This window comes from Synechococcus sp. MEDNS5 (genome assembly GCF_014279875.1).
In the GTDB taxonomy this organism is placed as follows: Bacteria; Cyanobacteriota; Cyanobacteriia; order PCC-6307; family Cyanobiaceae; genus Synechococcus_C.
Genome location: NZ_CP047952.1, coordinates 2,009,861 through 2,033,298 on the forward strand (window position 1 = coordinate 2,009,861; position 23,438 = coordinate 2,033,298).

25 protein-coding genes and 1 tRNA gene are annotated in these 23,438 nt (G+C 62.1%); 11 read left to right on the forward strand and 15 right to left on the reverse strand.

Annotation, left to right across the window (positions count from 1 at the left end):
- Both SynMEDNS5_RS10865 and SynMEDNS5_RS10870 read right to left on the reverse strand, forming a co-directional pair.
- Positions 1-399 carry a phage holin family protein gene (locus SynMEDNS5_RS10865; protein ID WP_186583391.1) on the reverse strand — a complete coding sequence of 133 codons (399 nt, stop codon included), beginning with the start codon at positions 397-399 and terminating at the stop codon, positions 1-3.
- Positions 396-836: a YqjD family protein gene (locus SynMEDNS5_RS10870; protein WP_186585975.1), complete on the reverse strand. Its 441-nt coding sequence runs from the start codon at positions 834-836 to the stop codon at positions 396-398. Before SynMEDNS5_RS10870 ends, SynMEDNS5_RS10865 begins: the two co-directional genes overlap by 4 nt.
- Positions 837-890: 54 nt before the next feature.
- On the opposite strand from SynMEDNS5_RS10870, the gene SynMEDNS5_RS10875 reads away from it, so the two are divergent.
- The 3 genes from SynMEDNS5_RS10875 (at position 891) to SynMEDNS5_RS10885 (ending at position 6,094) form a co-directional block, all read left to right on the forward strand.
- The gene (locus SynMEDNS5_RS10875) at positions 891-1,304 is read left to right on the forward strand and encodes a hypothetical protein (RefSeq protein WP_186583392.1); all 414 of its coding nucleotides are present in this window, start codon (positions 891-893) and stop codon (positions 1,302-1,304) included.
- Positions 1,305-1,408: 104 nt separating this feature from the next.
- Positions 1,409-4,960 (forward strand): chromosome segregation protein SMC, encoded by a 3,552-nt coding sequence (gene smc / locus SynMEDNS5_RS10880; RefSeq protein WP_370593531.1) that lies wholly within the window; start codon positions 1,409-1,411, stop codon positions 4,958-4,960.
- 60 nt (positions 4,961-5,020) lie between these two features.
- Positions 5,021-6,094 (forward strand): PRC-barrel domain-containing protein, encoded by a 1,074-nt coding sequence (locus SynMEDNS5_RS10885; protein WP_186583394.1) that lies wholly within the window; start codon positions 5,021-5,023, stop codon positions 6,092-6,094.
- A gap of 30 nt (positions 6,095-6,124) precedes the next feature.
- Here SynMEDNS5_RS10885 and msrB read toward each other — a convergent pair whose 3' ends face one another.
- From msrB to SynMEDNS5_RS10900, 3 genes are all read right to left on the reverse strand, one after another.
- Positions 6,125-6,538 (reverse strand): peptide-methionine (R)-S-oxide reductase MsrB, encoded by a 414-nt coding sequence (gene msrB / locus SynMEDNS5_RS10890; RefSeq protein WP_186583395.1) that lies wholly within the window; start codon positions 6,536-6,538, stop codon positions 6,125-6,127.
- Positions 6,539-6,563: 25 nt separating this feature from the next.
- Positions 6,564-7,850 (reverse strand): glycosyl transferase, encoded by a 1,287-nt coding sequence (locus tag SynMEDNS5_RS10895; RefSeq protein WP_186583396.1) that lies wholly within the window; start codon positions 7,848-7,850, stop codon positions 6,564-6,566.
- 26 nt (positions 7,851-7,876) lie between these two features.
- Positions 7,877-7,958, reverse strand: a tRNA-Leu gene (locus SynMEDNS5_RS10900).
- Positions 7,959-8,105: 147 nt separating this feature from the next.
- On the opposite strand from SynMEDNS5_RS10900, the gene accC reads away from it, so the two are divergent.
- A complete protein-coding gene (gene accC / locus SynMEDNS5_RS10905; RefSeq protein WP_186583397.1) occupies positions 8,106-9,449 on the forward strand; it encodes an acetyl-CoA carboxylase biotin carboxylase subunit in 1,344 nt (447 codons plus the stop codon).
- A 22-nt stretch (positions 9,450-9,471) separates the two neighbouring features.
- On the opposite strand, the gene SynMEDNS5_RS10910 is transcribed toward accC, so the two are convergent.
- Positions 9,472-9,792 (reverse strand): YggT family protein, encoded by a 321-nt coding sequence (locus SynMEDNS5_RS10910; RefSeq protein WP_186583398.1) that lies wholly within the window; start codon positions 9,790-9,792, stop codon positions 9,472-9,474.
- Between the two features lie 96 nt (positions 9,793-9,888).
- Between SynMEDNS5_RS10910 and psbX the strand changes: the two genes are divergently transcribed.
- The 4 genes from psbX to SynMEDNS5_RS10930 all read left to right on the forward strand — a co-directional run bounded on the left by psbX (position 9,889) and on the right by SynMEDNS5_RS10930 (position 12,052).
- Positions 9,889-10,011: a photosystem II reaction center X protein gene (psbX, locus tag SynMEDNS5_RS10915; RefSeq protein ID WP_186583399.1), complete on the forward strand. Its 123-nt coding sequence runs from the start codon at positions 9,889-9,891 to the stop codon at positions 10,009-10,011.
- Between the two features lie 81 nt (positions 10,012-10,092).
- Complete coding sequence (locus tag SynMEDNS5_RS10920; RefSeq protein WP_186583400.1) at positions 10,093-11,040, forward strand: Ycf66 family protein; 948 nt, start codon at positions 10,093-10,095, stop codon at positions 11,038-11,040.
- Positions 11,041-11,063: 23 nt separating this feature from the next.
- A complete protein-coding gene (locus SynMEDNS5_RS10925; RefSeq protein WP_370593596.1) occupies positions 11,064-11,564 on the forward strand; it encodes a TolB family protein in 501 nt (166 codons plus the stop codon).
- A complete protein-coding gene (locus tag SynMEDNS5_RS10930; protein ID WP_186583401.1) occupies positions 11,561-12,052 on the forward strand; it encodes a hypothetical protein in 492 nt (163 codons plus the stop codon). Before SynMEDNS5_RS10925 ends, SynMEDNS5_RS10930 begins: the two co-directional genes overlap by 4 nt.
- On the opposite strand, the gene SynMEDNS5_RS10935 is transcribed toward SynMEDNS5_RS10930, so the two are convergent.
- The 3 genes from SynMEDNS5_RS10935 to SynMEDNS5_RS10945 are packed head-to-tail and all read right to left on the reverse strand — an operon-like array spanning position 12,053 to position 14,629.
- Positions 12,053-12,268, reverse strand: a complete 216-nt coding sequence (locus tag SynMEDNS5_RS10935) for a chlorophyll a/b-binding protein (protein ID WP_186583402.1) — start codon at positions 12,266-12,268, stop codon at positions 12,053-12,055.
- A gap of 9 nt (positions 12,269-12,277) precedes the next feature.
- Positions 12,278-14,263 carry an ABC transporter ATP-binding protein/permease gene (locus tag SynMEDNS5_RS10940; RefSeq protein WP_370593532.1) on the reverse strand — a complete coding sequence of 662 codons (1,986 nt, stop codon included), beginning with the start codon at positions 14,261-14,263 and terminating at the stop codon, positions 12,278-12,280.
- 24 nt (positions 14,264-14,287) lie between these two features.
- Positions 14,288-14,629: a histidine triad nucleotide-binding protein gene (locus SynMEDNS5_RS10945; RefSeq protein WP_186583403.1), complete on the reverse strand. Its 342-nt coding sequence runs from the start codon at positions 14,627-14,629 to the stop codon at positions 14,288-14,290.
- Positions 14,630-14,699: 70 nt separating this feature from the next.
- On the opposite strand from SynMEDNS5_RS10945, the gene SynMEDNS5_RS10950 reads away from it, so the two are divergent.
- Positions 14,700-16,280 (forward strand): YifB family Mg chelatase-like AAA ATPase, encoded by a 1,581-nt coding sequence (locus SynMEDNS5_RS10950; RefSeq protein WP_186583404.1) that lies wholly within the window; start codon positions 14,700-14,702, stop codon positions 16,278-16,280.
- Between the two features lie 215 nt (positions 16,281-16,495).
- Here SynMEDNS5_RS10950 and rpsU read toward each other — a convergent pair whose 3' ends face one another.
- From rpsU to def, 4 genes are read right to left on the reverse strand one after another with little or no spacing between them, the layout of a single operon-like run.
- A complete protein-coding gene (gene rpsU / locus SynMEDNS5_RS10955) occupies positions 16,496-16,666 on the reverse strand; it encodes a 30S ribosomal protein S21 (RefSeq protein ID WP_006043142.1) in 171 nt (56 codons plus the stop codon).
- Positions 16,667-16,710: 44 nt separating this feature from the next.
- Positions 16,711-17,277, reverse strand: a complete 567-nt coding sequence (locus tag SynMEDNS5_RS10960; RefSeq protein ID WP_186583405.1) for a DUF3747 domain-containing protein — start codon at positions 17,275-17,277, stop codon at positions 16,711-16,713.
- Between the two features lie 58 nt (positions 17,278-17,335).
- A complete protein-coding gene (locus SynMEDNS5_RS10965; RefSeq protein WP_186585978.1) occupies positions 17,336-17,533 on the reverse strand; it encodes a hypothetical protein in 198 nt (65 codons plus the stop codon).
- Between the two features lie 4 nt (positions 17,534-17,537).
- A complete protein-coding gene (gene def, locus SynMEDNS5_RS10970; protein ID WP_186583406.1) occupies positions 17,538-18,143 on the reverse strand; it encodes a peptide deformylase in 606 nt (201 codons plus the stop codon).
- A gap of 63 nt (positions 18,144-18,206) precedes the next feature.
- Here def and SynMEDNS5_RS10975 point away from each other — a divergent pair, with 63 nt between their 5' ends.
- Positions 18,207-20,135: a prolyl oligopeptidase family serine peptidase gene (locus tag SynMEDNS5_RS10975; protein WP_186583407.1), complete on the forward strand. Its 1,929-nt coding sequence runs from the start codon at positions 18,207-18,209 to the stop codon at positions 20,133-20,135.
- Here SynMEDNS5_RS10975 and SynMEDNS5_RS10980 read toward each other — a convergent pair.
- Both SynMEDNS5_RS10980 and mtnA read right to left on the reverse strand, forming a co-directional pair.
- A complete protein-coding gene (locus SynMEDNS5_RS10980) occupies positions 20,129-20,800 on the reverse strand; it encodes a class II aldolase/adducin family protein (RefSeq protein ID WP_186583408.1) in 672 nt (223 codons plus the stop codon). The genes SynMEDNS5_RS10975 and SynMEDNS5_RS10980 overlap by 7 nt on opposite strands.
- Complete coding sequence (gene mtnA / locus SynMEDNS5_RS10985) at positions 20,787-21,887, reverse strand: S-methyl-5-thioribose-1-phosphate isomerase (RefSeq protein WP_186585979.1); 1,101 nt, start codon at positions 21,885-21,887, stop codon at positions 20,787-20,789. Before mtnA ends, SynMEDNS5_RS10980 begins: the two co-directional genes overlap by 14 nt.
- 100 nt (positions 21,888-21,987) lie before the next feature.
- Here mtnA and SynMEDNS5_RS10990 point away from each other — a divergent pair, with 100 nt between their 5' ends.
- A complete protein-coding gene (locus SynMEDNS5_RS10990; RefSeq protein ID WP_186583409.1) occupies positions 21,988-23,406 on the forward strand; it encodes a sodium/glutamate symporter in 1,419 nt (472 codons plus the stop codon).
- Positions 23,407-23,438 lie beyond the last annotated feature (32 nt).

Consider the following 23,438-nt stretch of genomic DNA (forward strand, 5'->3'; position numbering starts at 1 on the left):
TCAGCGCCCCAGCACAGCGCGCGTGGTGCGCGACAGTCCCTCGAGGGTCTGGGGAAGGTAGGGCCCCTTGGCCAGCATCCCGCCCACGCGCAGGCTGATCCCAGCCACCACCAGGTTGAGTACTGCCAAACCGAGCAACGCCTGGAGCAGTGACCAGTCCCAGGCCTCGAGCACCCAAACCAACAGTGCGGCTTCTCCGGCCACCAGGGCCAGAAGCATCAAGGTGCCGCCCATGGCCAGAAACACGCCACCACTGATCAAGCGGCGCTTTTCGCGGTCCACCTCCTGGAGTGCAATGCGCACATGCAGATCCATCACGGAACCCGCCAGTGCAGTCACCCTGGCGGCTGCGCCAAGCCCGCGCGGACGGGGCTCTTGAGAACGAGGCAGTTCGCTCATGAGGACCGCCGACCACCGCTCAGCAAGGCACCCACCAACACCCCAACCCCGGCGGCCACAGCCACAGAAAGGAGGGGCCGCTCCCGCAGGGGCTTCTCGATTTTCGGCCGCAGGGTGCGGTTTAGATCATCCAGCAACTGTTCCAGCTGCTCTTCCAGAGGCTGAAGACTGTCTGCCAGATGGCGGGACCTGTCTCCGGCCTGATGGATCAGCTCCTCAAGCTGATGGCGCACCGTCGTAGAGGCGCGGTCAGAATGTGTTGCAATCAGATGCACCACATCATCAAGACTTCCGCGGGTCGCCTCCAGGGCCTGATGCGTCACTTCCGGCCAGCGCTTCTGAATTTCCGGGAGGAGCGTTTCAAAGCGATCTCGGAATCGATGTGCCAGATCCTGGGATTCTGCAGTCGACTCGGCAGGGGATGGAGCTGAATCCATGGCGATCCTGATGGCCATTCACAGGATAGGTAGGGCGTCCTGCGGATGAAACTCATGCCCGTCGATCCACACCGATACGTACTGCTTGAGCATTTCGGAGCCCCGGATGATCCCCGGGGTTGCCATCTCGATCTCCTCCTGGAAGACGGTGACAGTTGCCGCAGCTGGCGGCTTGATGCGATCCCGCTCCTCAACGGCCCTGGCCAGAACGCCACGCCGCTCCCCCCCCACCGGCTGGTGTGGCTCGACCGAGAGGCCGCAGCGGTGTCCGGAGGTCGGGGTTGGGCGCGACGGGTGGTGGGGGGGCGCTACCGCGGCAATCTTCCAGCCAGCGCTGATCAGCCCTTAACCCTGGAGCTTGAGGGGATGGCTGCGATCGGGATGCCAGATCCCGTCTGTCTCTCTCTGATCGGAGAACTGTGCTGCCTCAGCCAGCCTCGAGATCAACAAACTGAACGCAACGCTTGAGCTTTTCAGGGGCTTCGCTAATTTCAGAGCGCTGACAGCCGTGGCCCCTGTTGGTTCATATCAATCAAGTTGGGCTCACGCACTTCAAGTCCTTCGGCGGGGCGATGAGCATCCCCCTGGAGCAGGGCTTCACGGTGGTGACTGGGCCGAACGGATCCGGCAAAAGCAACATTCTTGATGGTGTGCTGTTCTGCCTCGGGCTCGCGAACAGCCGCGGCATGCGGGCCGATCGCTTGCCCGATCTTGTGAACAGTGGGGTTCTCAAGGCTGGCAAATCAGCCGAGACCACGGTGAGCGTGCGCTTCGACCTCTCGGACTGGCAACCCGATGCCGCAGAGGAGGGCATCGAGGCTCCAGAGGAAGGCCCCTGGATCCGGCCGGATCAAACCGAGTGGACGGTGACCCGCAAATTACGGGTCATGCCGGGCGGCTCCTACAGCAGCAGCTACAGCGCCGACGGGGTCCCTTGCAACCTGCAGCAGCTCCAGACCCAGCTGCGACGGCTTCGCATCGATCCGGAGGGAAGCAACGTGGTGATGCAGGGCGACGTGACCCGCATCGTGTCGATGAGCAACCGGGACCGCCGCGGCCTCATTGATGAGTTGGCCGGAGTGGCCCTGTTCGACACCCGCATCGAACAGACCCGCAGAAAACTGGACGATGTGCAGGAACGGCAGGAGCGCTGCCGGATCGTGGAACAGGAACTTCTGGCGGCGCGCCAGCGGCTTGAGAAGGATTGCGCCAAGGCCCGGGCCTATCAGGAGCTGCGCGAGCAGCTCCAGCTGGGTCGCCGGCAGGAACTGGTTCTGGCTTACGAAGCAGCGCAGGCCGAACGCCGCCGCCTGCAGCAGCGGCATCAAGACCTGGGAAATCAGGATGCCCGCGACTCCCGAGCCCTTGAGGAGCGGGAAACGACATTGCAGGAAGCGGCCAGCAAGCTGAAAACACTCCAGGACAACGTCAAGGCTCTGGGAGAAGACCAGTTGCTGGGCGTGCAGGCTGAGCTGGCAGGCCTCGATCCTCAAAGCCGAGAACTGGAGCGGCAGGCCGCCCAGCACCAGCAGGAGGGTGAACGGCTTCAGGCCGTGCGCCATGACCTCCAGGGACGCAGAGGACAGATCCAATCCGAATCGGAGTCGCTTCGGCTCAGCACCGATCCGGACGCACTCGCGCGAGCCGAACAGGATTGCCGGGATGCGGAAGCCGCCGTGGAACGCTCCCGCCGCCAGCTGGGCGAAGTGGCCGGCCGCTCAGGCACCTGGATTGAGGAGCAACGCCAGCGCAGCTCCCGCCGCCAGCAGCTGCAGGCCTCCCTGGCCCCTCTGCAGGAAGAGCGTCAGCAATTGAAAGAGCGGCTGCGCCAGGCGGAAGAGCGCAGGCTCGACCTGGAGCAGGAGCGGGATCAAGACGGTGCGGAAGACCACAAGGTGCAGACGCTGCTGGAGCAACTGGAACAGGAGTGGCAGACCCTGCTCAACGCGATCCGTACGGGACAGGAGCAACTGCAGCAGCTGGCGGAGTCCTTGGCGATTCAGCAGCGCACCCGCGCCCGCCTGGAGCAGGAGCAGACTCGACTGGAACGGGACATCGCACGACAGGACAGTCGCCGTGAAGCCCTTCAGGAGAGCCGCGGCACCGGAGCCCTGCGCCTTCTGCTCGAATCCGGACTGGAGGGAATCCATGGACCGGTCGCTCAGCTTGGGGAGGTGGAGGAGCGCCATCGCATGGCTCTCGAGGTGGCTGCCGGTGCGCGTATGGGACAGGTGGTGGTGGACGACGACCGCATCGCTGCACGGGCCATCGATCTACTGAAAAGCCGCAGAGCCGGACGTCTTACCTTTCTGCCACTGAACAAGATTCGGGCCCCCGGCAGTGGTGGCGGCGCCGCCATGGCCCGTGGACGCAGACCGGACGGTGGCAACGCCGATGGCCTGATCGGAAGAGCCGTCGACCTGATCCGGTACGAGCCGATTTACGGCGAGGTGTTCGCCTATGTGTTCGGGGACACCCAGGTCTTCACAGACCTGGGCAGTGCTCGACGCGTCCTGGGCCGCTCCCGTGCCGTCACCCTCGAGGGCGAGCTGCTGGAAAAGAGCGGAGCCATGACCGGGGGAAGCCTGAGCCAGCGCAGCGGCAGCCTGAGCTTCGGCGTAAGCAATGAGGGTGACGAAGCGGCTCCCCTGCGCCAACGCCTCCTGGAGCTGGGAGAAACCCTGGCTGCCTGCTGTCGGGAAGAGCAACGCCTGACGGCACAGATTGAGGAGCAACGCCCGGGATTACGCCAGCTTGAGCAACGCCAGGCAGCCCTGGAGGCGGAACGCCAGGCAGCGCGCCGCTCCCACGGCCCCCTGCTGGAACGCCTGCAGCAACGTCAGCGAAGGCTTCAGGAACTGCAGGAGACAGGCAGCCAGGAGAACCGTCGCCTCCAGGACATCGAGACAGCGCTGACGCCTCTGCAGACCGAGCTCCAGCAACTGGATCAGGAGGACGCCAAGGTGGAAACCAACGGTGACGCCGAACGCTGGCAAGCCCTCCAACACACCCTGGAACAGGCAGATGGAGCACTGGAGACGGCCCGCCGTCAGCGCGACACCTTGCTGCAGCAAGACCGAGAGCGCCAGATGTCGGTCCAGCGCTTGGCAGATCAGCTGAAGGCTCTCGAGCGCGAGGAACAATCCCTCCAAGAAGCGGTGAAAACCCTTGCCGAAACCCATGGCCGTTGGCGGCAGCAGCAGCAGGATCTGAAAACCCGGCGCGATGCCCTCAACGTCCAGCAACAGGAGCTGCAGACACGTTTCGGGGAGGAACGTCGCGCCCGCGATGAATCCGAGGCCATCGTGGCGGAACAACGCCAGGGGCTGCAGCAGGCGCGCTGGGAATTAGAACGGTTGCGCGAGGAACGGGTGGGCCTTGAGGAGCAGTTGCGCAGCGGCAGCATTCGCCTGGAGGAGCTGAAATCATCTCTGCCAGACCCACTGCCGGAGATCAGCGATGGCGTTCGCGAGGGTGGTCTCGAGGCTCTGCAGGAGCAACTCCAGCAGCTTCAACGGCGAATGGAGGCCCTCGAGCCCGTGAACATGCTGGCGCTGGAAGAGCTGCAAGAGCTCGAACAACGCCTCGGTGATCTCGGTGAACGCCTTGCAGTGCTTAGTCAAGAACGGGAGGAACTGCTGCTACGAATCGGAACTGTGGCCACCCTCCGCCAGGAGGCCTTCATGGAGGCCTTCGAAGCGGTGGACAGTCATTTCCGCGAAATCTTCGCAAGCCTGTCCGATGGCGACGGCAAATTGCAGCTGGACAACGCCGATGACCCCCTTGAGGGAGGCCTGACCCTGGTCGCCCATCCCAAGGGCAAAGCTGTCCGTCGTCTGGCGGCCATGTCGGGCGGGGAGAAATCCCTCACCGCGCTGAGCTTCCTTTTTGCGCTGCAGCGCTTCAGGCCATCGCCCTTTTATGCCCTCGATGAGGTGGACAGTTTTCTTGACGGGGTGAATGTGGAGCGCCTGGCGGCGCTGATCGCCCGGCAGGCCGAACAGGCCCAGTTCCTTGTGGTGAGCCACCGCAGGCCCATGATCGGCGCCTCGACCAGAACCATCGGCGTGACCCAGGCTCGGGGCGCCCACACCCAAGTGGTGGGCCTTCCGGATGCAGCCTGACGAGCCGGTGTCGGCTCCTTGCGTCAAAATGGCGCAAATCCCTCCGGCTGAGGCCTGCGGTTGAGTTTGTCGTCGTCTTCCAATGATCCTCTGGCCAACGTGCCCAGTGATCGCCTCTGGCTGAGGTCAGAGCTGATGGGTACCCAGGTGATCACCCGCGATACCGGGCGCCGCCTTGGTGTGGTGGGAGAGGTGATCGTGGACATTGACGGCCGCGAGGTCGTCGCCCTTGGCTTGCGTGATAACCCCCTCACCCGATTCCTGCCTGGGCTTCCGCGCTGGATGCCCCTCGATCGCATCCGTCAGGTCGGCGATGTGATCCTCGTGGATTCCGCCGATTCTCTGAGTGAAGCTTTTTCACCCGAGCGCTACAGCCGCGTGATCAATTGCCAGGTGATCACCGAATCAGGCCAGCAGCTTGGCAGGGTGCTCGGCTTCTCTTTCGATATCGAAACCGGAGAACTCACCACACTCGTGATGGGGGCCGTGGGCGTGCCCCTTCTGGGTGAAGGGGTTCTCAGCACCTGGGAGATCCCCGTCGACGAGATCGTGAGCAGCGGTGCAGACCGGATCATTGTTTACGAGGGTGCCGAGGAGAAACTCAAGCAGCTCAACAGTGGTTTTCTCGAAAAGCTTGGCGTTGGTGGCCCCAGCTGGGAAGAGCAGGAACGCGAGCGCTACAGGGTGAACGTGGTGCCTGTGGAGAATCAGTTGAGCTCTGGCCAGAGCACGGAAGACACTCCCCGGCAGCTGGAAGCCTCCTCCTCACAGAGATTTGACGTGGATCAGGCCGAGCTGGAGTACGTGGAACTGGAGCAGCCCCGCCAGGACGAAGCCCGCCGCAGGCGCTACCTCGATGAACTTCCATTCGAGGAAGACCCTGAGCGCTATCAGCCTCGGGAGAGCTATCCATCCCGTGATTCTTATCAGTCCCGTGAGGTTGATCAGGATCGGGACTTCGACCTGCAGCCACCTCGCTATGAGGAGGCCCCACCCCAACCCCGCAGCGATCAACGGCCGCGGCCGGCATCGCGGCGGCCGATCGAGCGACCAGGCGAACCCTTGGATGTGGAGCCCCTCGATCAGGAATCCCAGCCCAGATCTCCCAGGGAACCGATGGATGATCCTTGGTAGATCCCGTGAAAGAGGGCCTCAGCTGATGTCCTATCCCTTGAACTGGAGAGACGCGCTGTTGACGCAGTAACGCTGCCCTGTGGGCGTCGGACCATCCGGAAACACATGTCCCAGATGGGCATCGCAGCGGGCACAGAGGATTTCAGTACGCACCATGCCATGGGTGCGGTCCTCTTTGGTGCGGATCGCCCCTGAGCTCACCCCATCCCAGAAACTCGGCCAGCCGGTCCCGGACTCGAACTTGGTGCTCGAGCTGAACAGTGGCGCATCGCAGCAGATGCAGTGATAAACGCCGTCGTCCTTGTGATTCCAATAAGCCCCGGTGAAGGCGCGTTCAGTCCCCCCCTGCCTGGCAACCTGAAACTGCTCAGGGGTGAGCTGCTCTCTCCATTCGTCAGGAGAACGCTGCATGCGGTCGCCTTCGGTGGGGTGAGAGCTGGACATCATCTTGAGGCAATTGGCGCGGACCCTAATCGGAAAGCGCTCTCGGGAGCAGCTCCCTCACTTCCTCGGCCAGAGCCGACACGGCACCGGGCTGTCCGCGCAATCGGCGCAAATCCTCGCGCTGACCATCCAGACGGTGCGGGGCCTGAAGCCACTCCAGGGCCTCTCCGGCGATCTCCTCCGGTGTGATCGGCCCGACACGCTCAGGAACCACCATCCGTCCGGCAGCGATATTCGGCCAGGCCAGCAGGCCATGGTTTCGCATGCGCCAGGCGCTGAGAAGCAGTCCGATCAGCCTTCGCAGACCTGGAAGTCTGGCGAGCAGACCCAGCCAGCCATCCCAGGCCTGCATCACCACCAGATGTTGCGTCGGCACCAGCACGATCATCGGAACCCCAAGAGCCCCGAGCTCAGCGGTATTCGCTCCCACAGTGGTGAGAGCGAGCGCACACTGGCTGAGTGCAGCATGAGCAGGCGGATCTTCCTGCAGGTGGATCACCGTGCCGGCATGGGTCAGCAGACGTCGCCATGGCCAGTGTTCATCGGCGGGCAACAGGGAGTGAATGCCACCGCGATAGCTGGAGGAAATCGCGTTGGTGACACCGGAAAAGCGTATTAGCTCTTCTGGATTGGTGGTGGGTGCCACAGGCAACAGGAAGTGGCAGTCGGGCTGCTGGGCTGCCAGACGATCGGCAGTCTCTACAAGGAACGGCATGCCCACCCGCAACTTGGCAGGCTTTGACCCGGGCATCAGCGCCACCCAGAGCCCTTCAGGCAATGGGTCTCTGCCCTTGGCGTCATCGGAAAGATCCGCCATCAAATCCCCGACAACACGGCAACGCGGACGGAAACGCCTAGGCAGCTGTTCCAGCACCGCTGGAGCCATAGCGGCGATCCGATCGTTCCAGCGGGGCCAACGTGCCACCCATTCGGCATAGGTGATGTGGCGATACCCAAGCCGGGCGGACAACAACACAGTCCAGAACTGATCACCACCCAGAAACACCACCACACCGCGGGATGGCCAGGGGCCGTAGCGACTGGGATTCAGCAACAGACTCCAGAAACGCCGCGCCGGAACAATGCGATCAAATTGCCCCCAACGCGCTGCGGCTTCAGCCTCCGTGCCCGTGGCATTCGGGCAGGGAACCAACACCAGATGAAGACTGATCTGTGAACCAGGAGCCCTGGGCCGCATCAAGAGGCGGCGATGCAGCTGTTCTGCCAAGGGACGGACCCAGGTGGCGAGCTCCCCGGGCCCGTTGGAGACAAAAATGACGGAGAGCGTCTGATCTGTGAGTCTCGTCGTCACGCGCGACAGATCAGAGAAGAGTGAAGTGCGGATGGCGAGACTTGAACTCGCAAGGCCGAAGCCACACGCCCCTCAAACGTGCGTGTCTACCAATTCCACCACATCCGCGTGGTCGACGCAGCCGCTCGGGCCTTGTCAAGGATCGATCATACCGGCTCACGGTGCAACCCTTTCCTGAAGCACCTGTCAGGCAGGATGAAAAAGGACGCGCAGAACGGACGCTGATACGATCCGCCCTGGCCTGGAAACTGCGGGATGTCCATCGGCAAGGTGCTGATCGCCAACCGCGGCGAAATCGCTCTGAGGATCCTGAGGAGCTGCCGTGAGATGGGAATCGCCACGGTCGCTGTTTACAGCACCGTGGATCGCAATGCCCTGCACGTGCAACTGGCAGACGAAGCGGTGTGCGTTGGTGAGGGCCCCAGCAACCGCAGCTACCTGGATATCCCCAACATCCTGGCTGCGGCCACCTCACGCGGGGCTGATGCCATCCATCCCGGCTACGGCTTTCTGGCGGAGAACGACCGTTTTGCGGAGATCTGCAGAGATCACGGAATCACATTTGTAGGCCCATCCCCTCACGCGATCCGCTCCATGGGGGATAAGTCCACGGCAAAAACCACCATGCAGGCCGTGGGGGTTCCCACCGTGCCGGGCAGCGAAGGCCTTCTGTCTGGGCCAGACGAAGCGGCCGACCTTGCCATGGCCATGAGATATCCCGTGATGATCAAGGCCACAGCTGGCGGCGGTGGCCGGGGCATGCGTCTCGTTCAGTCAGCGGATCAACTGGAGAATTTGTTCAAGGCCGCCCAGGGGGAGGCGGAGGCGGCGTTCGGCAACCCGGGGCTGTACATGGAGAAATTCATCGACAGGCCCCGACACGTTGAAGTTCAGGTGCTCGCTGACCGCCACGGCCATGTGGTGCACCTCGGTGAGCGCGACTGCTCGATTCAGCGACGGCACCAGAAACTTCTGGAGGAAGCACCCAGCCCTGCTCTGGACGAGGACCTGCGCTTGCGCATGGGCGAAGCCGCCGTTGCTGCAGCACGCAGCATCAACTACGAGGGTGCGGGCACCGTTGAATTCCTGCTCGATCGCAGCGGCGGCTTCTACTTCATGGAGATGAACACCCGCATTCAGGTGGAGCATCCCGTCACAGAAATGGTGACAGGCATCGACCTGATCGCGGAGCAGCTGCGCATCGCTGGGGGTGAGCCCATCAGCGTGTCTCAGGACCAGATCGAACTGCGAGGGCATGCCATCGAGTGTCGGATCAACGCCGAGGATGCAACCCACAACTTCCGGCCAGCTCCCGGGCGAATCACCGGATGGCTCCCTCCAGGAGGCCCAGGTGTGCGCGTCGACAGCCACGTGTATACCGGCTACGACATACCACCCTTCTACGACTCACTGATCGGAAAGTTGATTGTTTGGGGACCTGATCGGGAGGCTGCCATCAGCCGCATGCGCAGAGCCTTGAACGAATGCGCCATCACCGGGATTCCCACCACAGTGGATTTTCACTTGCGCATGCTGGAGCGGCCAGAGTTTCTGCAGGGTGACGTGCACACAAAATTCGTGGAACAGGAGATGCTCTGAACACAATGCGCAGCAAGCAGTCTCAAGCGATCGTCTGAGCGCGCTGCAACACCATCGTGAACAGCCCCTGCTGGCCGACAAGCAATTCTCGGATCAAACTGACGATCCCCACCCAGATCACGGGGGTCACATCCACCCCTCCGATGGGGGACACCACGCGACGAGTGAGCGCAAGCACCGGTTCAGTGGGCAAGGCGATCACCGCCCAGGGTGCGTTCTTCAAATCCACCTGGGGATACCAGGTGAGCACAATGCGCAGAAGGAACATCAGACTCCAGGCTGCCAGCAGCAATCCCAAAAGCGGATTCAGAACAGACAGCACCTGGAGCAAGGTCGGCGTCACAAACCTCAAAGCAATCGATGAGACATCGTAGAAACATGCCAGCAATCCCTAGGATCGTGGCGTTTCTGTCAGATCGTCAGCTCCGGCGCGCTCGCTATGACCCCCTCACTCTCCAATTTCCTCAGCAGCCTGGTCTGGGGTGCCGTCATCGTGGTTGTCCCGGCCTCCATTGGACTCTTTTTCTTGAGCCAGACCGACCGCCTCGATCGCAAGCTCTGATCGCTCTGGCGCGCTTCGTAGAATTAATCAATCAGAACTCGTTTCATCGAGAGCTGATAACCGTTTCCCGGGGGCCTCAACGTGGTTAACGCCAGTCTTAATTGGGCCAGCATTGTTGGAATCGTGCTGGCCGTTGGTGGCGCAATGCTGTATTTCATGCGCAGCTTCAAGCCAGCGCTGGCCCGTGATTACGACGTTTTTTTTGCGGCCATTGGTCTTCTCTGCGGAGGAATTCTGTTTTTCCAGGGGTGGCGTCTGGACCCAATTCTCCAGTTCGGTCAGTTCCTCCTCGCTGGTACCACGGTCTTTTTCGCCTACGAGAGTGTGCGTCTTCGTGGTATCTCTGCAGAACAGGCCAAACGTTCGGCTTACTTCGACGATGAGCCCCCGAGCCGAGCTCCCGCCGGTGGCCTGCGTGGTGGATATGACGAGTCCTATGAGCGCTTTGACGAACCTCAACCCCTGAGGCGCCGGTTCGCCGGCAGAGAGTTCGACGATGCTGAGCCGGAAGACCAGGACTTCTACAGACCGCGCCGGAATCCTCGCGCTGCCATCCCTGAAGAGGCTGCAAGCCGCAGGCGAGGACGCAGCGAGGCCTCCAGCGATTGGAACGGTGATTCAGAGCAAGATCGACGCATGGCGAGGTTCGGTAATCGTGAGGATGAAACGCGTCGCACTGGCCCCAGCTTTGGCGACCGACGCAGCCAAAGAGAGGATCAGCGCCGTGGCAGCCGACCCAATCCTGCAGCAAGTCGTTCAGCCAGTCCGACCCAAACAGTTGAACGGAGCATTGCTCCAATCCAACAGCCCCAGGGCAGCAGGCCTGTGAGCCGTTCCCAAGCCGGCGTCCCCCAAGGCACACCTCTGCGCCAAAAGGCGGAGGACGCTGCCTTCGCCCCGAGCGAACGCTCCACGCCCTCAACACCGCGTAAGCCTGCAGGACCCACTGCGGCAAGAACTGACGGTGCTGATCGCACGCCTCCACGCAGTTCCCGCCCACGGGACAACAGTTCCCGATTCGACGACTGAAGCGCCTGATCCTGGTGCTTCTGCTGGCTGGTCTCACCCAAGCTGGCTGCAGCGGCCGAAGCCGTCGCGCTCCGAGTGGTCTTGTGCCAAACCAACAGCAGCAACCCAGCCTGAGTGGCGATGGCAGCAAACTGGCTGTGATCGCTGACCAACGCGGGCGCCCAACCGTGCAACTGAGGGATCTCAAGAGTGGGCAGCTTCTGCAACTCCGCCACTTTTCTCGCCACCAGCCTCACAGCTCACCGTCGCTGAGTTGGAACGGTCGCTACCTCGCCGCTGTAATTCAGCGGGGCAACCGCCGACTTGTGCTGATCGAGGACCGTCTCACAGGCCAGGCCCATCCCCTGCGTCTTCCGGCAGGACGTGATCCTGTGAACCTCAGCCTGGCACCTGATGGACGCGAACTGGCGGTTCAAACAGCCGAGCAGGGGCGCTGGCAGGTTGAGATGTTCAACCTCCGTGAACTGCTTGAACCCGATCGTCCTGGAGGGCGTTTGGAAACCACAACCCCGCAGGAACCTTGAAGGGATGGTTGAGACCAGTGATCCTGGCTTCAGTGCTGGGCATCAGCATCTCGGGGTGCTCCGGCTCTGGCATGCGTCCGCAACCGGGCTTGAATTCCGCCCTGCGTCGCAGTGCAGACAGTCGCAGACAGCCAGCTCTGGGGCAGCAGTGGCTGGTGTCGGTTGCCAGCCGAAACGGGCGGGAACGCATTGAGCTGGTGGATCTGCGCACCCGCCAACCGGTGCCTTTGCCTGGACTCAATCAAGCAGGAAGCCAGCCGGTGAGTGCGAGTGTGAGCGCCAATGGCAAGCGCATTGCTCTCGTTCGCACCCGTGAGGGACGCACAGAGCTGATGCTCTACCGACGAAGCGCTGGAGCTCTTCAGCGACTGCCCATCGAACCGTCAGGTGTGCCGAGGGAGGTGAGCCTTGATGGCGAAGGCAAGCGTCTGGCCGTGCAGGTGAGTCGCCAAGGTCGCTGGGATGTGGATGTGATCCGACTCCCCTAATCAGCGCAGGAAACCAGCCCAATGCAGAAAGGTGTCGTGACTGATGGCTTCGACCGCCAGCACAGCGACAAAACCGATCATTGCGAAGCGTCCATTGATCCTTTCGGCGTATGCACTCCAACCAAAGGCCGGAATATCACTAGTCGTCGCACTGGGAGCAGGAGTCGACTCGGACTCAGGCCCATTAACACTCGCGTCGGCACTACTGGTGGTCATGCGTAGGGATCAGGAATGTCCAAAGTCATAGCTGGCGGCGGGGAGGAGCTGCCATCCACCCTGACCATCCAGAGCCAAAACAGTGTCGTGAAACGACTTAAGCGTAGGCCTATGACCAATGCTGATCACGGATAGATCGCGCTGGCGCAGGAGCTTGTAAAGACGATCTTCCGTGGCAACATCGAGGGCACTTGTGGCTTCGTCCAGCACCACGAAACGCGGTGCATTGAGAAGCAAGCGACCGAAGGCGAGGCGCTGCTGCTCACCCAGCGACAAAATTCTCGGCCAATCTTGCTTCACATCCAGATCGGGATAGCGGCTGACCAAACCCCCGAGATTGACTTCCTCGAGCACATGGCGCAGCTGGTCATCGCTGTAGCGACTTTCATCGGTGGGATAACAAAGTTGCTCGCGCAACGATCCCAGCAGCATGTAGGGCTTCTGAGGGATAAAAAGGAGATCTCCCATGGCGGGACGCTCCACCTCCCCGTGGCTTGGCGCCCAAAGACCGCTGATCATGCGTAGGAGCGATGTCTTGCCGCAACCGGAGGGTCCGACAACCAGCAAACGGTCAGCCTCTCCAACACTGAGGCTGAGATCACGCAAGATCGGCAAGTCACTCCCTGGAGGCGTGAGATCGGCATGACGAACCACGATGGCGTTGGACGCCTGCTGGACGATCGACGTATCAATGGAGTCGCGACTGACTTGTTCAACCTGACTCTGGAATCCTTCAAGACGTGTCACACCCGCTGTGAACTTGGCGAGCTCATCAATGCGGTTGACAACAAACAACAGCGAGCCTTCAACCATGTTGAAAGCAAAGCCAGCCTGCACAAAACGCCCATAATCTATCTCTCCGGCGAAATACGGTCCGGCCATGATCAGATACGGGAAAAAGACACCGGCATATCCCACGGATCGCTGCATGGCGCTGATAATCACCTGCCATACAATCAAAAGATTGAAGTTGCTAACGACTGTGCCCAGTCTTCGTGTGGTTTCCTGTTTCTCCGGCTCTTCTCCTGAATAAAAAGCAATGGATTCAGCATTATTGCGGATATGAACCAGTCCGTAGCGGAAATTTGCTTCATAACGAAGCTGGTCAAAGTTGATCCGAACCAGACGTCGACCTGCATAAACAAGCAATGCGGTCGTGAAGAGAGCATAGGCAAAAAGTGAAAAAGTCAACCTCTGACTGATACTCCAAAGAATAATAATATTCAAAGAAAATGTCAGAACAGCATCAAAGATTCCAAGCGTAAACAGAAGGCTTTGCTCCGTAAAAGCCTTGACATCGTCAGTGATTCGCTGGTCGGGATTATCAAGACCGGTTGCCTGCTCATCATTGGGATTCAAGATGTAATAGGCCCTGTTACTCAAGTATTCATCGATCAATCCACTCGACAACCACTCGCGCCAAATCAGTCCCAACTTGGCCGTAAAGTAAATCTGAGCCGTGCGGATCGGCAACGCGACAACAAAACAAGTTGCGTAAATAGCAAGAATCCGATTAAAACCAGCTTCCTGCTTGGCCACCAAGGCATTGGTGATATCACGCGCAATAAATCCAATACCAGCATTAATTCCATTCACCGTGAGCAGCATCAAAACAATGGCGCCAAGCAGAAGCCAGTGCAGCCAACGCCTGTTGCGCAGCTGCTGACGCATCAACAGGAATGAGCCTGCCCCAAGCAGGAACAATGCTGAAAAAACAATGCCCCACCAACCGCTCCATATGCCATCAATCGTGGTGCTGATGCCACCGAAATATTTCGCTGTTAGCGCTGGGAGCAGCTGCTCAGAAAGATTGATCAGGCCGGTCAGAGCGACCAGCACAAGCCCACCAACGCAGAAGAGAAGTGACAGCAGCAGCCCAGAGAACTGCCAGCCCGTGGCCTGATCGAGGGGGAGGAAAAATGGCTGCGCGAGGTTACGGAGCCTTCTCAGCTGGCCTGACAAGCCAGACACAGGAGCCATGGAGGGAGTGATCATGACGGCATTCTGACCAGCTCAGCCCTAGCCGGGCGGCCATGCGAGCTCACGACCACCGATCACATGCACATGCAGGTGAAACACGGTCTGGCCAGCGCCCGCTCCGGTATTGATCACGGTGCGCCAGTCCTCCAGTCCCTCCTGCTGGGCAACCTGCGCAGCCACCAGCATGAGGTGACCGAGCAAGGAGGCGTGCTGGTCCTGCGCCTCACGCAGACTTGGAATCGGATCACGGGGAATCACCAACACGTGAACCGGTGCCTGGGGGGAGACATCCCGGAAGGCAAGGCAGCGATCGTCGCTGTAGACCTCATCACAGGGAATCTCACCCCGCAGGATGCGGGCAAAAATCGTGTCCTCGGCCATGGCACTGGGCTCGTTGGAGAAAGGAATGCGACGGCCTGGGCATTGGATCCCTGAACCGTTTCAACCATGAATGCTTGCACGTTGCCTCAGCGCTTCGCTCCTTGGAATCGACGCCAGACCGGTCACCGTGGAGGTGGACCTTGCCCCTGGCCTACCAGGACTGCAATTGGTGGGACTGGCTGATACGGCCATCCAGGAATCCAAAGAACGGGTGCGCGCGGCCCTGCGCAATAGCGGCTTCCGTGGCCCCCTGGTGAAGGTGGTGGTCAATCTGGCGCCGGCTGATCTGCGCAAGGAAGGTCCTTGCTTTGATCTGCCGATTGCCCTTGGCCTGCTGATCGCGAGCGGGCAACTGGATTCACCCTGCCTGAAGGGCCTCTGGAGCGCAGGAGAACTGGGCCTGGACGGCCGCCTGCGGCCATGCCGAGGAATCCTTGCCATTGCCTGCCTGGCGAAATCCATGGGAGCCCGCGGCCTGCTGGTCGCTGCCGAAGATGCGTCAGAGGCCGCACTGGTGAAGGGCCTCAGGGTGACCGCTGCGGCATCGCTGAAGGAACTGGTGAACCTCCTCCGCGCCAGCGACCTGGTGCAGACCGCGGCACGGGCCCAACAGCAAACCCCGAGAGATCAGTGCGCTGCTGCGGAGCCAACGACGGCACCACATCTCCTGAATCTGCCGGCTCAACATCTGGCCCGCCAAGGACTGGCCCTCTCGGCTATTGGTGGCCATCACCTGTTGATGGTGGGTCCTCCGGGGTGCGGCAAGACCCTGCTCGCGCAGCAATTGCCAGCTCTGCTGCCTCCTCTCAACGATGACGAAGCTCTCGAAATCACCAGGCTGCACTCGATCGCAGGGCTGCCTCGCAGCGAGGAGCAGCTGATCCGCCAACGGCCGTTCCGGGCTCCGCACCACAACGCCTCAGCCGCTGCATTGCTGGGTGGAGGCGCGAATCCCAGACCTGGAGAACTGAGCCTCGCCCATGGAGGTGTGCTGTTTCTCGATGAGCTGGGAGAGTTCCCACGTGCAGTGCTTGATCAGTTGCGGCAACCGCTCGAAGAGGGCGTACTGATGCTGAGCCGCGCCCGGGTGCGTTGTGCCTTCCCCTGCAGAGTCACCCTGGTGGCAGCTACCAATCCATGCCCCTGTGGCTGGCATGGAGATCCTCGCTGCCGCTGCAGCGAATCCCAAGTGAAACGCTATTGGCACAGGATGTCGGGTGCCTTGCTCGATCGGCTGGATCTGCAGCTGCAACTGGAACCCCCGGCAGCGGACTCCCTGCGTCACGTGATCGAAGAGCGCCACGGATCCATCGACAGTGACCATCTGCCCGCGACGATCGAAGCAGCACGCCGGCAGATGCATCAACGCAACCCGAACAAATGCAGCAATCGTGACCTCACCACCGCTGACCTCAAACGGCACGGAGCGTTCAAGTCAGAGACCCTCACATCCTGGGAGCAGGTGCTGAAGGCGCGTCGGCTCAGCCTGCGCAGCGGCTTGAAGCTTCTGAAAGTGTCACGCACCATTGCGGACTTAGCGGGTCAAGGAGACGTAACCGTGGATCACCTTGCAACAGCGCTGTGTTTTCGCAGCTTCGACGATCAGACCCAGGACGGGTCAGCACACCACCACCCTCACGGAGCTCACTGAGGACGATCTTTGTAGGGCTGCGGTCCAATGGTTGGCGGCTGATTCAGCCTCTCTTCACGTGGATTGCCCATGGCGTGGGAGAGGGTTTCAGCAACCCAGTGGCGGAATTCCTTCAGCGTCTGACCCATTGTTCACACCTCACGTTCTCCCTTCAGTCTCAAGCCAACGTGAGGTTGTGCCAACAAGTTGAAGTACCGGTTTCCCGGACAGCAAACTCAACGACGGCGGCGGCGCTGCTGGGCCTTGCGCTTGTACTTCTCGATGGGCGTTTCGTGGTGACGCAGACGCTTGAGATCAGCGAAGATGCCGGCCTTGGAGACCTGGCGCTTGAAGCGACGCAGGGCTGATTCAATGCCTTCGTTTTCTCCGACCGTGACCTGAGTCATGCAACCTGCAGGGATATCCAGCTCAACAACTTAGCAAGCCGAGGTCAGGGCGCTTCTGCTGCAGGGGCGGCATCCCTGTACACATACAGATGGCCCAAGGTGCGTTTGCCGTACTGGCGACGCATCAGACGCCAGCCGGGCTCCAGTACCAACTGAATGAAGCCATTGCCGGCCCCACCTGCCTTGGCGATCAGATAGGTGGATTGAGCAGGATCCCGGGTTGGCACGGCCATGAGCTGCACATCGTTCGCCGACTTGATCACCGACAGCCGGTAACGGGTACCCAGGTCATCGCCCCCAATCCGCAGCGAATAACCGTTGCCATCGATGTACCGATTGCAAATTCCGGTGAAATCAAAGGTGGCAAGCATCGGATTCACCACAGCCGGAGCACTTCCCGACATCTCAAAACAAGGTCTGGCGTTGGTGCGCTGCTCATAGATATTCAGCTGAGCACTGGATCCACTGCCGATCGGTGCCGCCACCATCACAAATTTCGTCTGATCCACTTCAGACGTGGTGAACAGGGAACCCTGAGCCCTGGCCGGAGAAGTCAGGCCGGAAGCCACCGCGGCGGTGAGAACGGCAGCAACGATCCGGAAACGGGCCATTCGGAACAAGGTGATGTCCCTGGATGGTAAAAGTCCTGAGCGGGTTCAGCTGCCCTGATCAGGCCGGTTTGTTGAGCCGAATCGCAACCAGAAGTGACCCGATGGTGGCCGGAAGGCTGAGCCCGAGAATCAAACGCGTGAGGCGGACACCGAGGTCTGGATCGCCGTAGGCCAGCTCGAACACACAACCGGTGGCAGCGATTCCAAGAACGCAGGCCAGGGCCAGGAACAGGCCTGATAGGGGTTTCATCGGCATGGCGTCAGGCCAGAGAGCGAACGTCATTGGTCCGGAAGCCATGGTCCTTGAGTTCCTTGCTCAGACCTCCGGCATCGGTCACCCGGTCAACGAACAAAACACCGGTGAGATGGTCCATTTCGTGCTGAATGCATCGGGCCATCAAGCCATCGGCTTTCATGGTTCTCGGCCGCCCCATCTCATCGCGAAAACTCACCTGAACGGCGCTGGGGCGCACCACATCCAGATACACCCCTGGAATACTCAGGCAACCTTCCTCGTAGGTGTCGAGGCTTGCACTGGCAGAGATGATCTCCGGATTGATGAGCACCAGCGGTGGCGAGCTGGCTGTTTCCGGATCCAGATCAATCACAAGCAGCTGCTGGTGAACGCCAACCTGGGGAGCCGCCAAGCCGATGCCTCGGGCCGTGTACATGCTGCGCAGCATGTCGCGCGCCAGATCACGCACGGTTTCATCCACCTTGCCGATGCGCCGGGCATCCAGCCGCAGCACGTCGTCTCCGAGGGTATGGATCTGCAGAGGCGCAGTCTCCAGAGGCTCTTTCGGAACGGCCACCGGAGAACCCGCCTTCTCGGCCGATCGTGCCAATTGGGCAAAGCTCCTGGCCAAGACCTTTCCTTCAATCTGCTGTGTTGATCTTAAGCAGTCCCTTCAACAGTCGGATCGCGCGCCATGGCCACCCGCCATCCCCTCTCCGCCCGTCAAGCACTCGGGAGGCAACCCTCCCTGAAAGCACCCAGGATTCTCGGCGACTGGCTGCTGTGGCTCGAGCAGCGCCCGCAGGAGAAAGGCCGCACGACGGCCCTGCTGCGGCGATGGGGACAGCCTGATCACCCGCCACTGGAGTTAACGCCGGCCCCCTGCAACCTGCGTTGCCGGATCCACGAATACGGCGGCGGCGCCAGTGCAGCGGCCCTCCTCGATCATGGTCTCCTCTTCACCTGGATCGATGGCAGCGATGGCTGTCTGTGGGCCCGGTCCTGGAGCGGACTGTCTGGCGGAGACCCTCGATCGGTGGTGGCGAAAGGACCTGCCAAGCGACTGACGGCCCCGGGAGATGGCCTGCTGGGCGGTGGGGTGATCGATCCGAAGCGGCACCGCTGGATCGGCGTGATGGAGCAGGGCGGGCGGGACGACCTGGTGCATGTGGCCCTTGACCACCTGGATCAGACGCCATTGGTGCTGCACCCCGCGGCGGATTTCGCGGGTTACCCCGCTATCAGCCCTGATGGAGACCAGCTGGCTTGGGTGGAGTGGGAACAACCCGCCATGCCCTGGGATGCCGCCGCACTGCGCTGGGCATCCATCAACGCCAACGGTGATCTCGGCACCGTTGGCACGTTGGCCGGGAGCACGCCAGGAGCTGCGCATCCAACCTCGATTTTCCAGCCGCTTTGGCTTCCTGACGGTCAACTGGTCGTGGCGGAGGACGGCAGTGGCTGGTGGAATCTGATGCGGCACCAGAATCCCTGCGACCCCTCGCAGAGCTGGGAACGGCTCTGGCCCATGCAGGCGGAGACTGCGATGCCGCAATGGGTGTTCGGCATGAGCACCACAGCCTGGGATGGTGAGCAGCTGCTCGCCGCAGTGTGCGCTGACGGCCGTTGGCAGTTGAAGCGGCTCAGCGCCGATGGCGCAGTCAGCCTGGTGGACCAACCTTTCGATGACCTTGCGGAGCTGGATGCCGACGCAGGCCGTGCCGTGGCGATCGCCAGCAACAGCACCACCGGGCAGGGGCTGTTGGAACTGCACATGGCCAGTGGACGCTGGAGCCATACGCCGGCTTCAGACGCGGTGTTGGAGCCCGAGCACGTCAGCATCGCCGAACCCTTCTGGTTCGAGGGAGCGGCCGGCCGGCGCACCCACGCCTGGTACTACCCGCCCAGCGGCGGCGCCTCGACTGACACGCCCCTGCTGGTGAAGAGCCACGGCGGTCCAACCGCCATGGCTCGCCGCGGCCTCAGCCTCGGCATTCAGTTTTGGACCACCCGAGGCTGGGGCGTGGTGGATGTGAATTACGGGGGCTCCACTGGGTTCGGGCGGGCTTACCGCGAACGACTCAACGGTGAATGGGGCATGGTGGATGTGCAGGACTGCGCCGCAGCGGCGCAAGCGGTGATCACCAGCGGACGCGCCCACCCGCAGCGGGTGGCCATCGAAGGGGGCAGCGCCGGAGGCTTCACAACCCTGGCCTGCCTCTGCTTCACGGATGTCTTCCAGGTGGGGGCCTGCCGTTATGCGGTCAGCGACCTGATGGCGCTGGCCTCTGAAACCCACCGCTTCGAGGCCCGCTATCTCGACGGTCTGGTGGGGGCATGGCCCCAGGAACGCAATCGTTATCAGGAGCGTTCACCCCTGCACCATGCCGACCGCATCCGCTGTCCGGTGATCTTTTTTCAGGGTCTGCAGGACAAGGTGGTGGTGCCAGAGCAAACGGAACGGATGGCAGCGGCCCTGCGCAGCAATGGCGTCCCGGTTGAGGTGCGCACCTATGCCGAGGAAGGGCATGGCTTCAGGGACAGTGCCGTGCAGGTGGATGTGCTCGAAGCAACGGAAGCCTTCTTCCGCCATCACCTCGGTCTCGAACCCCACACTCACTGATCCTTCTGGCCGTAGTGCAGGCCTTTGAACTGGGCATGCACAGCCTCCATCTGCTCCGCACTGAGCAGGGGAGGCTCACCCAGCTGCAGGGCCTGCAGATACATCCTCGCCAGCGTTTCCACCTCCACGGCGACGCGCAGGGCAGCCTCAAGATCGGAGCCCAGCGTCACCAGCCCATGCCGGGCCATCAGGCACGCCTGCCGCTCAGCGAGCGCCCTCACCACATGCGCCGACAAGGCTGCGGTCCCGAATGTGGCGTAGGGGGCGCAGCGGATGTCATCCCCTCCGGCCACCGCCACCATGTAATGGAAAGCGGGGATCGGCCGGTCATGACATGCCAGGGCAGTGGCATGCACCGGATGGCAGTGGAGCACCGCTCGGGCTTCAGGACGGGAGGCGAGCACATCCGCATGCAGCCGCCACTCCGACGAGGGACGGCGCTGCCCCGCCTGCAGCGGCTGCCCGCTCAGATCCAACGCCACAAGATCCCCGGCAGTCATCTGCTCGTAAGGGAGTGAGCTGGGAGTCACCAGCAGTCCGCCGTCGATGCGGATGGAGAGGTTGCCGGATGTGCCTTGGTTGAGACCAGACCCATTCAGGCGACGGGCCACCGCAACGAGTTGCTGCCGCAGAACGTCGTTACCGAAGAACTCAGCTGTGGCCATAAAGCCCCCGCAAGCCGTCCTCGCTGGCCTGGGCCACGCCCCGATCGGTAATCAGAGCCGTCACTAGCCGGGCTGGGGTGACGTCGAAGGCAGGATTAAATCCCTCGCTGCCATCGGGAGTGAGTTGAACACGGGTGATCACTCCATCCGTGCCGCGCCCCTGGATGTGGGTCACCTCCTCGGCCAACCGGGCTTCAATCGGGATCTCGGCCACACCGTCATCCAAGCTCCAGTCGATCGTGGAAGCAGGCAGTGCCACGTAAAACGGCACGCCGTTGTCGTGGGCAGCCAGGGCCTTGAGGTAGGTGCCGATCTTGTTGCAAACATCGCCGCGGCGCGTGGTGCGGTCGGTGCCGACGATCACCGCATCCACCTCACCGTGCTGCATCAAATGGCCGCCGGCGTTGTCGACGATCACCGTATGCGGCACCCCCTCCCGCCCCAGTTCATAGGCGGTGAGTGAAGCCCCTTGGTTCCGTGGACGGGTCTCATCAACCCACACGTGAATGTTGAGCCCGGCGCGATGGGCCTTATAAATGGGAGCCAGAGCAGTGCCCCAGTCCACGGTGGCCAGCCAGCCAGCGTTGCAGTGGGTCAGCACCTGGAAGGGCATCCCCTGGCGTTCCCGGGGGCGAGCGGCCGCCAGCCGCTGGACAATCTCAAGGCCGTGATCGCCGATGGCCGCACACATCGCCACGTCCTCCTCAGCAATCAGACCCGCCTCCTGCCTGGCGGCGCCAGCCCGTTGCTCCGGCGGCAGGGGACGCACCCGATCGCGCACGCGCTCCAGGGCCCAGCGCAGATTCACCGCTGTGGGCCTGGTGGCATTGAGCTGGTCAAAAGCCGCTGTCAGCGCCGCATCACCGGGATCCTCCTGCAGTGCCAGCATCAGCCCGTAGGCACCGGTCACGCCGATGAGCGGAGCGCCGCGCACCACCATCGTGCGGATGGCCTCAGCCGCCTGAGCACAGGTGCTGAGGGTGAGGGTTCGGAACTGATGGGGGAGCTGGGTTTGGTCGATCACCCACACCGAGCGACCACCTGGTTCAAGCCCGATGGTGCGCCAAGCCTGGCCATCAATATTCATTTGATGCGCTGCGGGTGACCCAGCCAATCTGCCTGGCCGGTCACCCCCGCAAACCAGGGCGCAAACGAGGTGGCAACCTGCCAGCACTGACGCAACCTTCATGGGGTTCAAGCTGTTCGACGTGCTGGTGGCCTTCGCCGGCCTGAGCCTGCTGCTGCTGACAGGGATGGCCCTTCGCCAAAGGCTGCGCTGGCTGCGGGCACTCGGCATTCCCGAAGCACTGGTCGCTGGCCTGCTGGGTTTGCTGGTGGGTCCTTTCGGGCCTTGGTCGGTGTTCCCTGATGCGGTGTACAGGGTTTGGAGTCAGACCCCCGGCGTGCTGATCTCCCTGGTGTTCGCCACGTTGTTCCTGGGACAGGAACTGCCCAGCCCGAGGGTGATCTGGAACCGGGCTGCAGGGCAGACTGCGTTCGGCATGGTGCTGGGGTTCGGCCAGTACCTGGTGGGAGCAGTGCTGGTGCTGGCGGTGCTCGAGCCCTTGTTTGGCACTGACCCGCTGATGGCCGCTTTGATTGAAGTGGGCTTCGAGGGAGGCCACGGCACCGCAGCTGGCATGGGCCCCACCTTCACAGAGCTGGGGCTGCCCTCCGGGGAAACCCTGGGCCTCGCCATGGCCACGGTGGGGGTTCTGACCGCCGTGCTGCTCGGCAGCACCCTGGTGGTGATCGGTCGCAGTCGCCGCTGGCTGTCACGGGGGGTGAGCGAAACCGGCAGCAGCGCCTCTGCCACCCCGCTGATGCGGACGAGCGACGGTGATCCCATGTCGGCGGATGAGCGACTGGCCATGGAAACGGCTGCCGGAACCGTGGAGTCCGGCCTATCGGAGTCGATGACCATCGATGCGCTCACAGTGAACGTGGCGCTCGCCGGAGGCGCTGTCGGCCTGGGAATCCTGCTCAAAGCAGGAGTCACCCAGCTAGGTGGGCTCGCTGGAGGTGAGGGCACAGCCAAACTGCTGGCTGCAATTCCCGTCTTCCCCCTGGCGATGGTGGGGGGAGTGATCGTTCAGGTTCTGCTGCAGCGAAGTCGGCAGACCCGTCTGGTGTCTCCCGTAGCCCAGGCCAGCATTGGCTCCATGGCGATGGATCTGCTGATCACAGCCGCCATGGCCAGCCTCAACCTGCCGCTTCTCGAAGAGAACTGGCTTCCGTTCGCACTGCTCGCGACGGCAGGTCTCACCTGGAACGTCTGCGCGTTCCTCTGGTTGGCGCCTCGCATCTTCAGCGACCACTGGTTCGAGCGGGGCATTGCCGACTTCGGTCAGGGCACGGGTGTCACGGCCACTGGGCTGCTGTTGCTGCGCATGGCCGACCCCTTTGGACGCAGTCGCGCCATGGAGGCGTTCTCCTTCAAACAATTGCTGTTTGAGCCTTTCCTCGGTGGCGGTCTGGTGACGGCCTTGTCCCCCCTGCTGATTGCGAGCTGGGGCCTACCCCGCTTCAGCGTGGTCGCCCTGATTCTCACCCTGGCCATGCTGCTGCTGGGTCTGCGCCTCGGGCGGCAGCCCCAACGCAGCTAACGGTCGGGATCCCCTACCCCTGTCCCTGAACG

What these genes read in the sequence shown, in the direction of transcription:
- SynMEDNS5_RS10865 (WP_186583391.1), bottom strand. Translation starts at nt 399, where the DNA reads ATGAGCGAACTGCCTCGTTCTCAAGAGCCCCGTCCGCGCGGGCTTGGC.
- SynMEDNS5_RS10870 (WP_186585975.1), bottom strand. Translation starts at nt 836, where the DNA reads ATGGATTCAGCTCCATCCCCTGCCGAGTCGACTGCAGAATCCCAGGAT.
- SynMEDNS5_RS10875 (WP_186583392.1), top strand. Translation starts at nt 891, where the DNA reads ATGCCCGTCGATCCACACCGATACGTACTGCTTGAGCATTTCGGAGCC.
- smc (WP_370593531.1), top strand. Translation starts at nt 1,409, where the DNA reads ATGAGCATCCCCCTGGAGCAGGGCTTCACGGTGGTGACTGGGCCGAAC.
- msrB (WP_186583395.1), bottom strand. Translation starts at nt 6,538, where the DNA reads ATGTCCAGCTCTCACCCCACCGAAGGCGACCGCATGCAGCGTTCTCCT.
- accC (WP_186583397.1), top strand. Translation starts at nt 8,106, where the DNA reads ATGTCCATCGGCAAGGTGCTGATCGCCAACCGCGGCGAAATCGCTCTG.
- psbX (WP_186583399.1), top strand. Translation starts at nt 9,889, where the DNA reads ATGACCCCCTCACTCTCCAATTTCCTCAGCAGCCTGGTCTGGGGTGCC.
- SynMEDNS5_RS10935 (WP_186583402.1), bottom strand. Translation starts at nt 12,268, where the DNA reads ATGACCACCAGTAGTGCCGACGCGAGTGTTAATGGGCCTGAGTCCGAG.
- SynMEDNS5_RS10940 (WP_370593532.1), bottom strand. Translation starts at nt 14,263, where the DNA reads ATGATCACTCCCTCCATGGCTCCTGTGTCTGGCTTGTCAGGCCAGCTG.
- SynMEDNS5_RS10945 (WP_186583403.1), bottom strand. Translation starts at nt 14,629, where the DNA reads ATGGCCGAGGACACGATTTTTGCCCGCATCCTGCGGGGTGAGATTCCC.
- SynMEDNS5_RS10950 (WP_186583404.1), top strand. Translation starts at nt 14,700, where the DNA reads ATGCTTGCACGTTGCCTCAGCGCTTCGCTCCTTGGAATCGACGCCAGA.
- rpsU (WP_006043142.1), bottom strand. Translation starts at nt 16,666, where the DNA reads ATGACTCAGGTCACGGTCGGAGAAAACGAAGGCATTGAATCAGCCCTG.
- SynMEDNS5_RS10960 (WP_186583405.1), bottom strand. Translation starts at nt 17,277, where the DNA reads ATGGCCCGTTTCCGGATCGTTGCTGCCGTTCTCACCGCCGCGGTGGCT.
- SynMEDNS5_RS10965 (WP_186585978.1), bottom strand. Translation starts at nt 17,533, where the DNA reads ATGCCGATGAAACCCCTATCAGGCCTGTTCCTGGCCCTGGCCTGCGTT.
- SynMEDNS5_RS10975 (WP_186583407.1), top strand. Translation starts at nt 18,207, where the DNA reads ATGGCCACCCGCCATCCCCTCTCCGCCCGTCAAGCACTCGGGAGGCAA.
- SynMEDNS5_RS10980 (WP_186583408.1), bottom strand. Translation starts at nt 20,800, where the DNA reads ATGGCCACAGCTGAGTTCTTCGGTAACGACGTTCTGCGGCAGCAACTC.
- mtnA (WP_186585979.1), bottom strand. Translation starts at nt 21,887, where the DNA reads ATGAATATTGATGGCCAGGCTTGGCGCACCATCGGGCTTGAACCAGGT.
- SynMEDNS5_RS10990 (WP_186583409.1), top strand. Translation starts at nt 21,988, where the DNA reads ATGGGGTTCAAGCTGTTCGACGTGCTGGTGGCCTTCGCCGGCCTGAGC.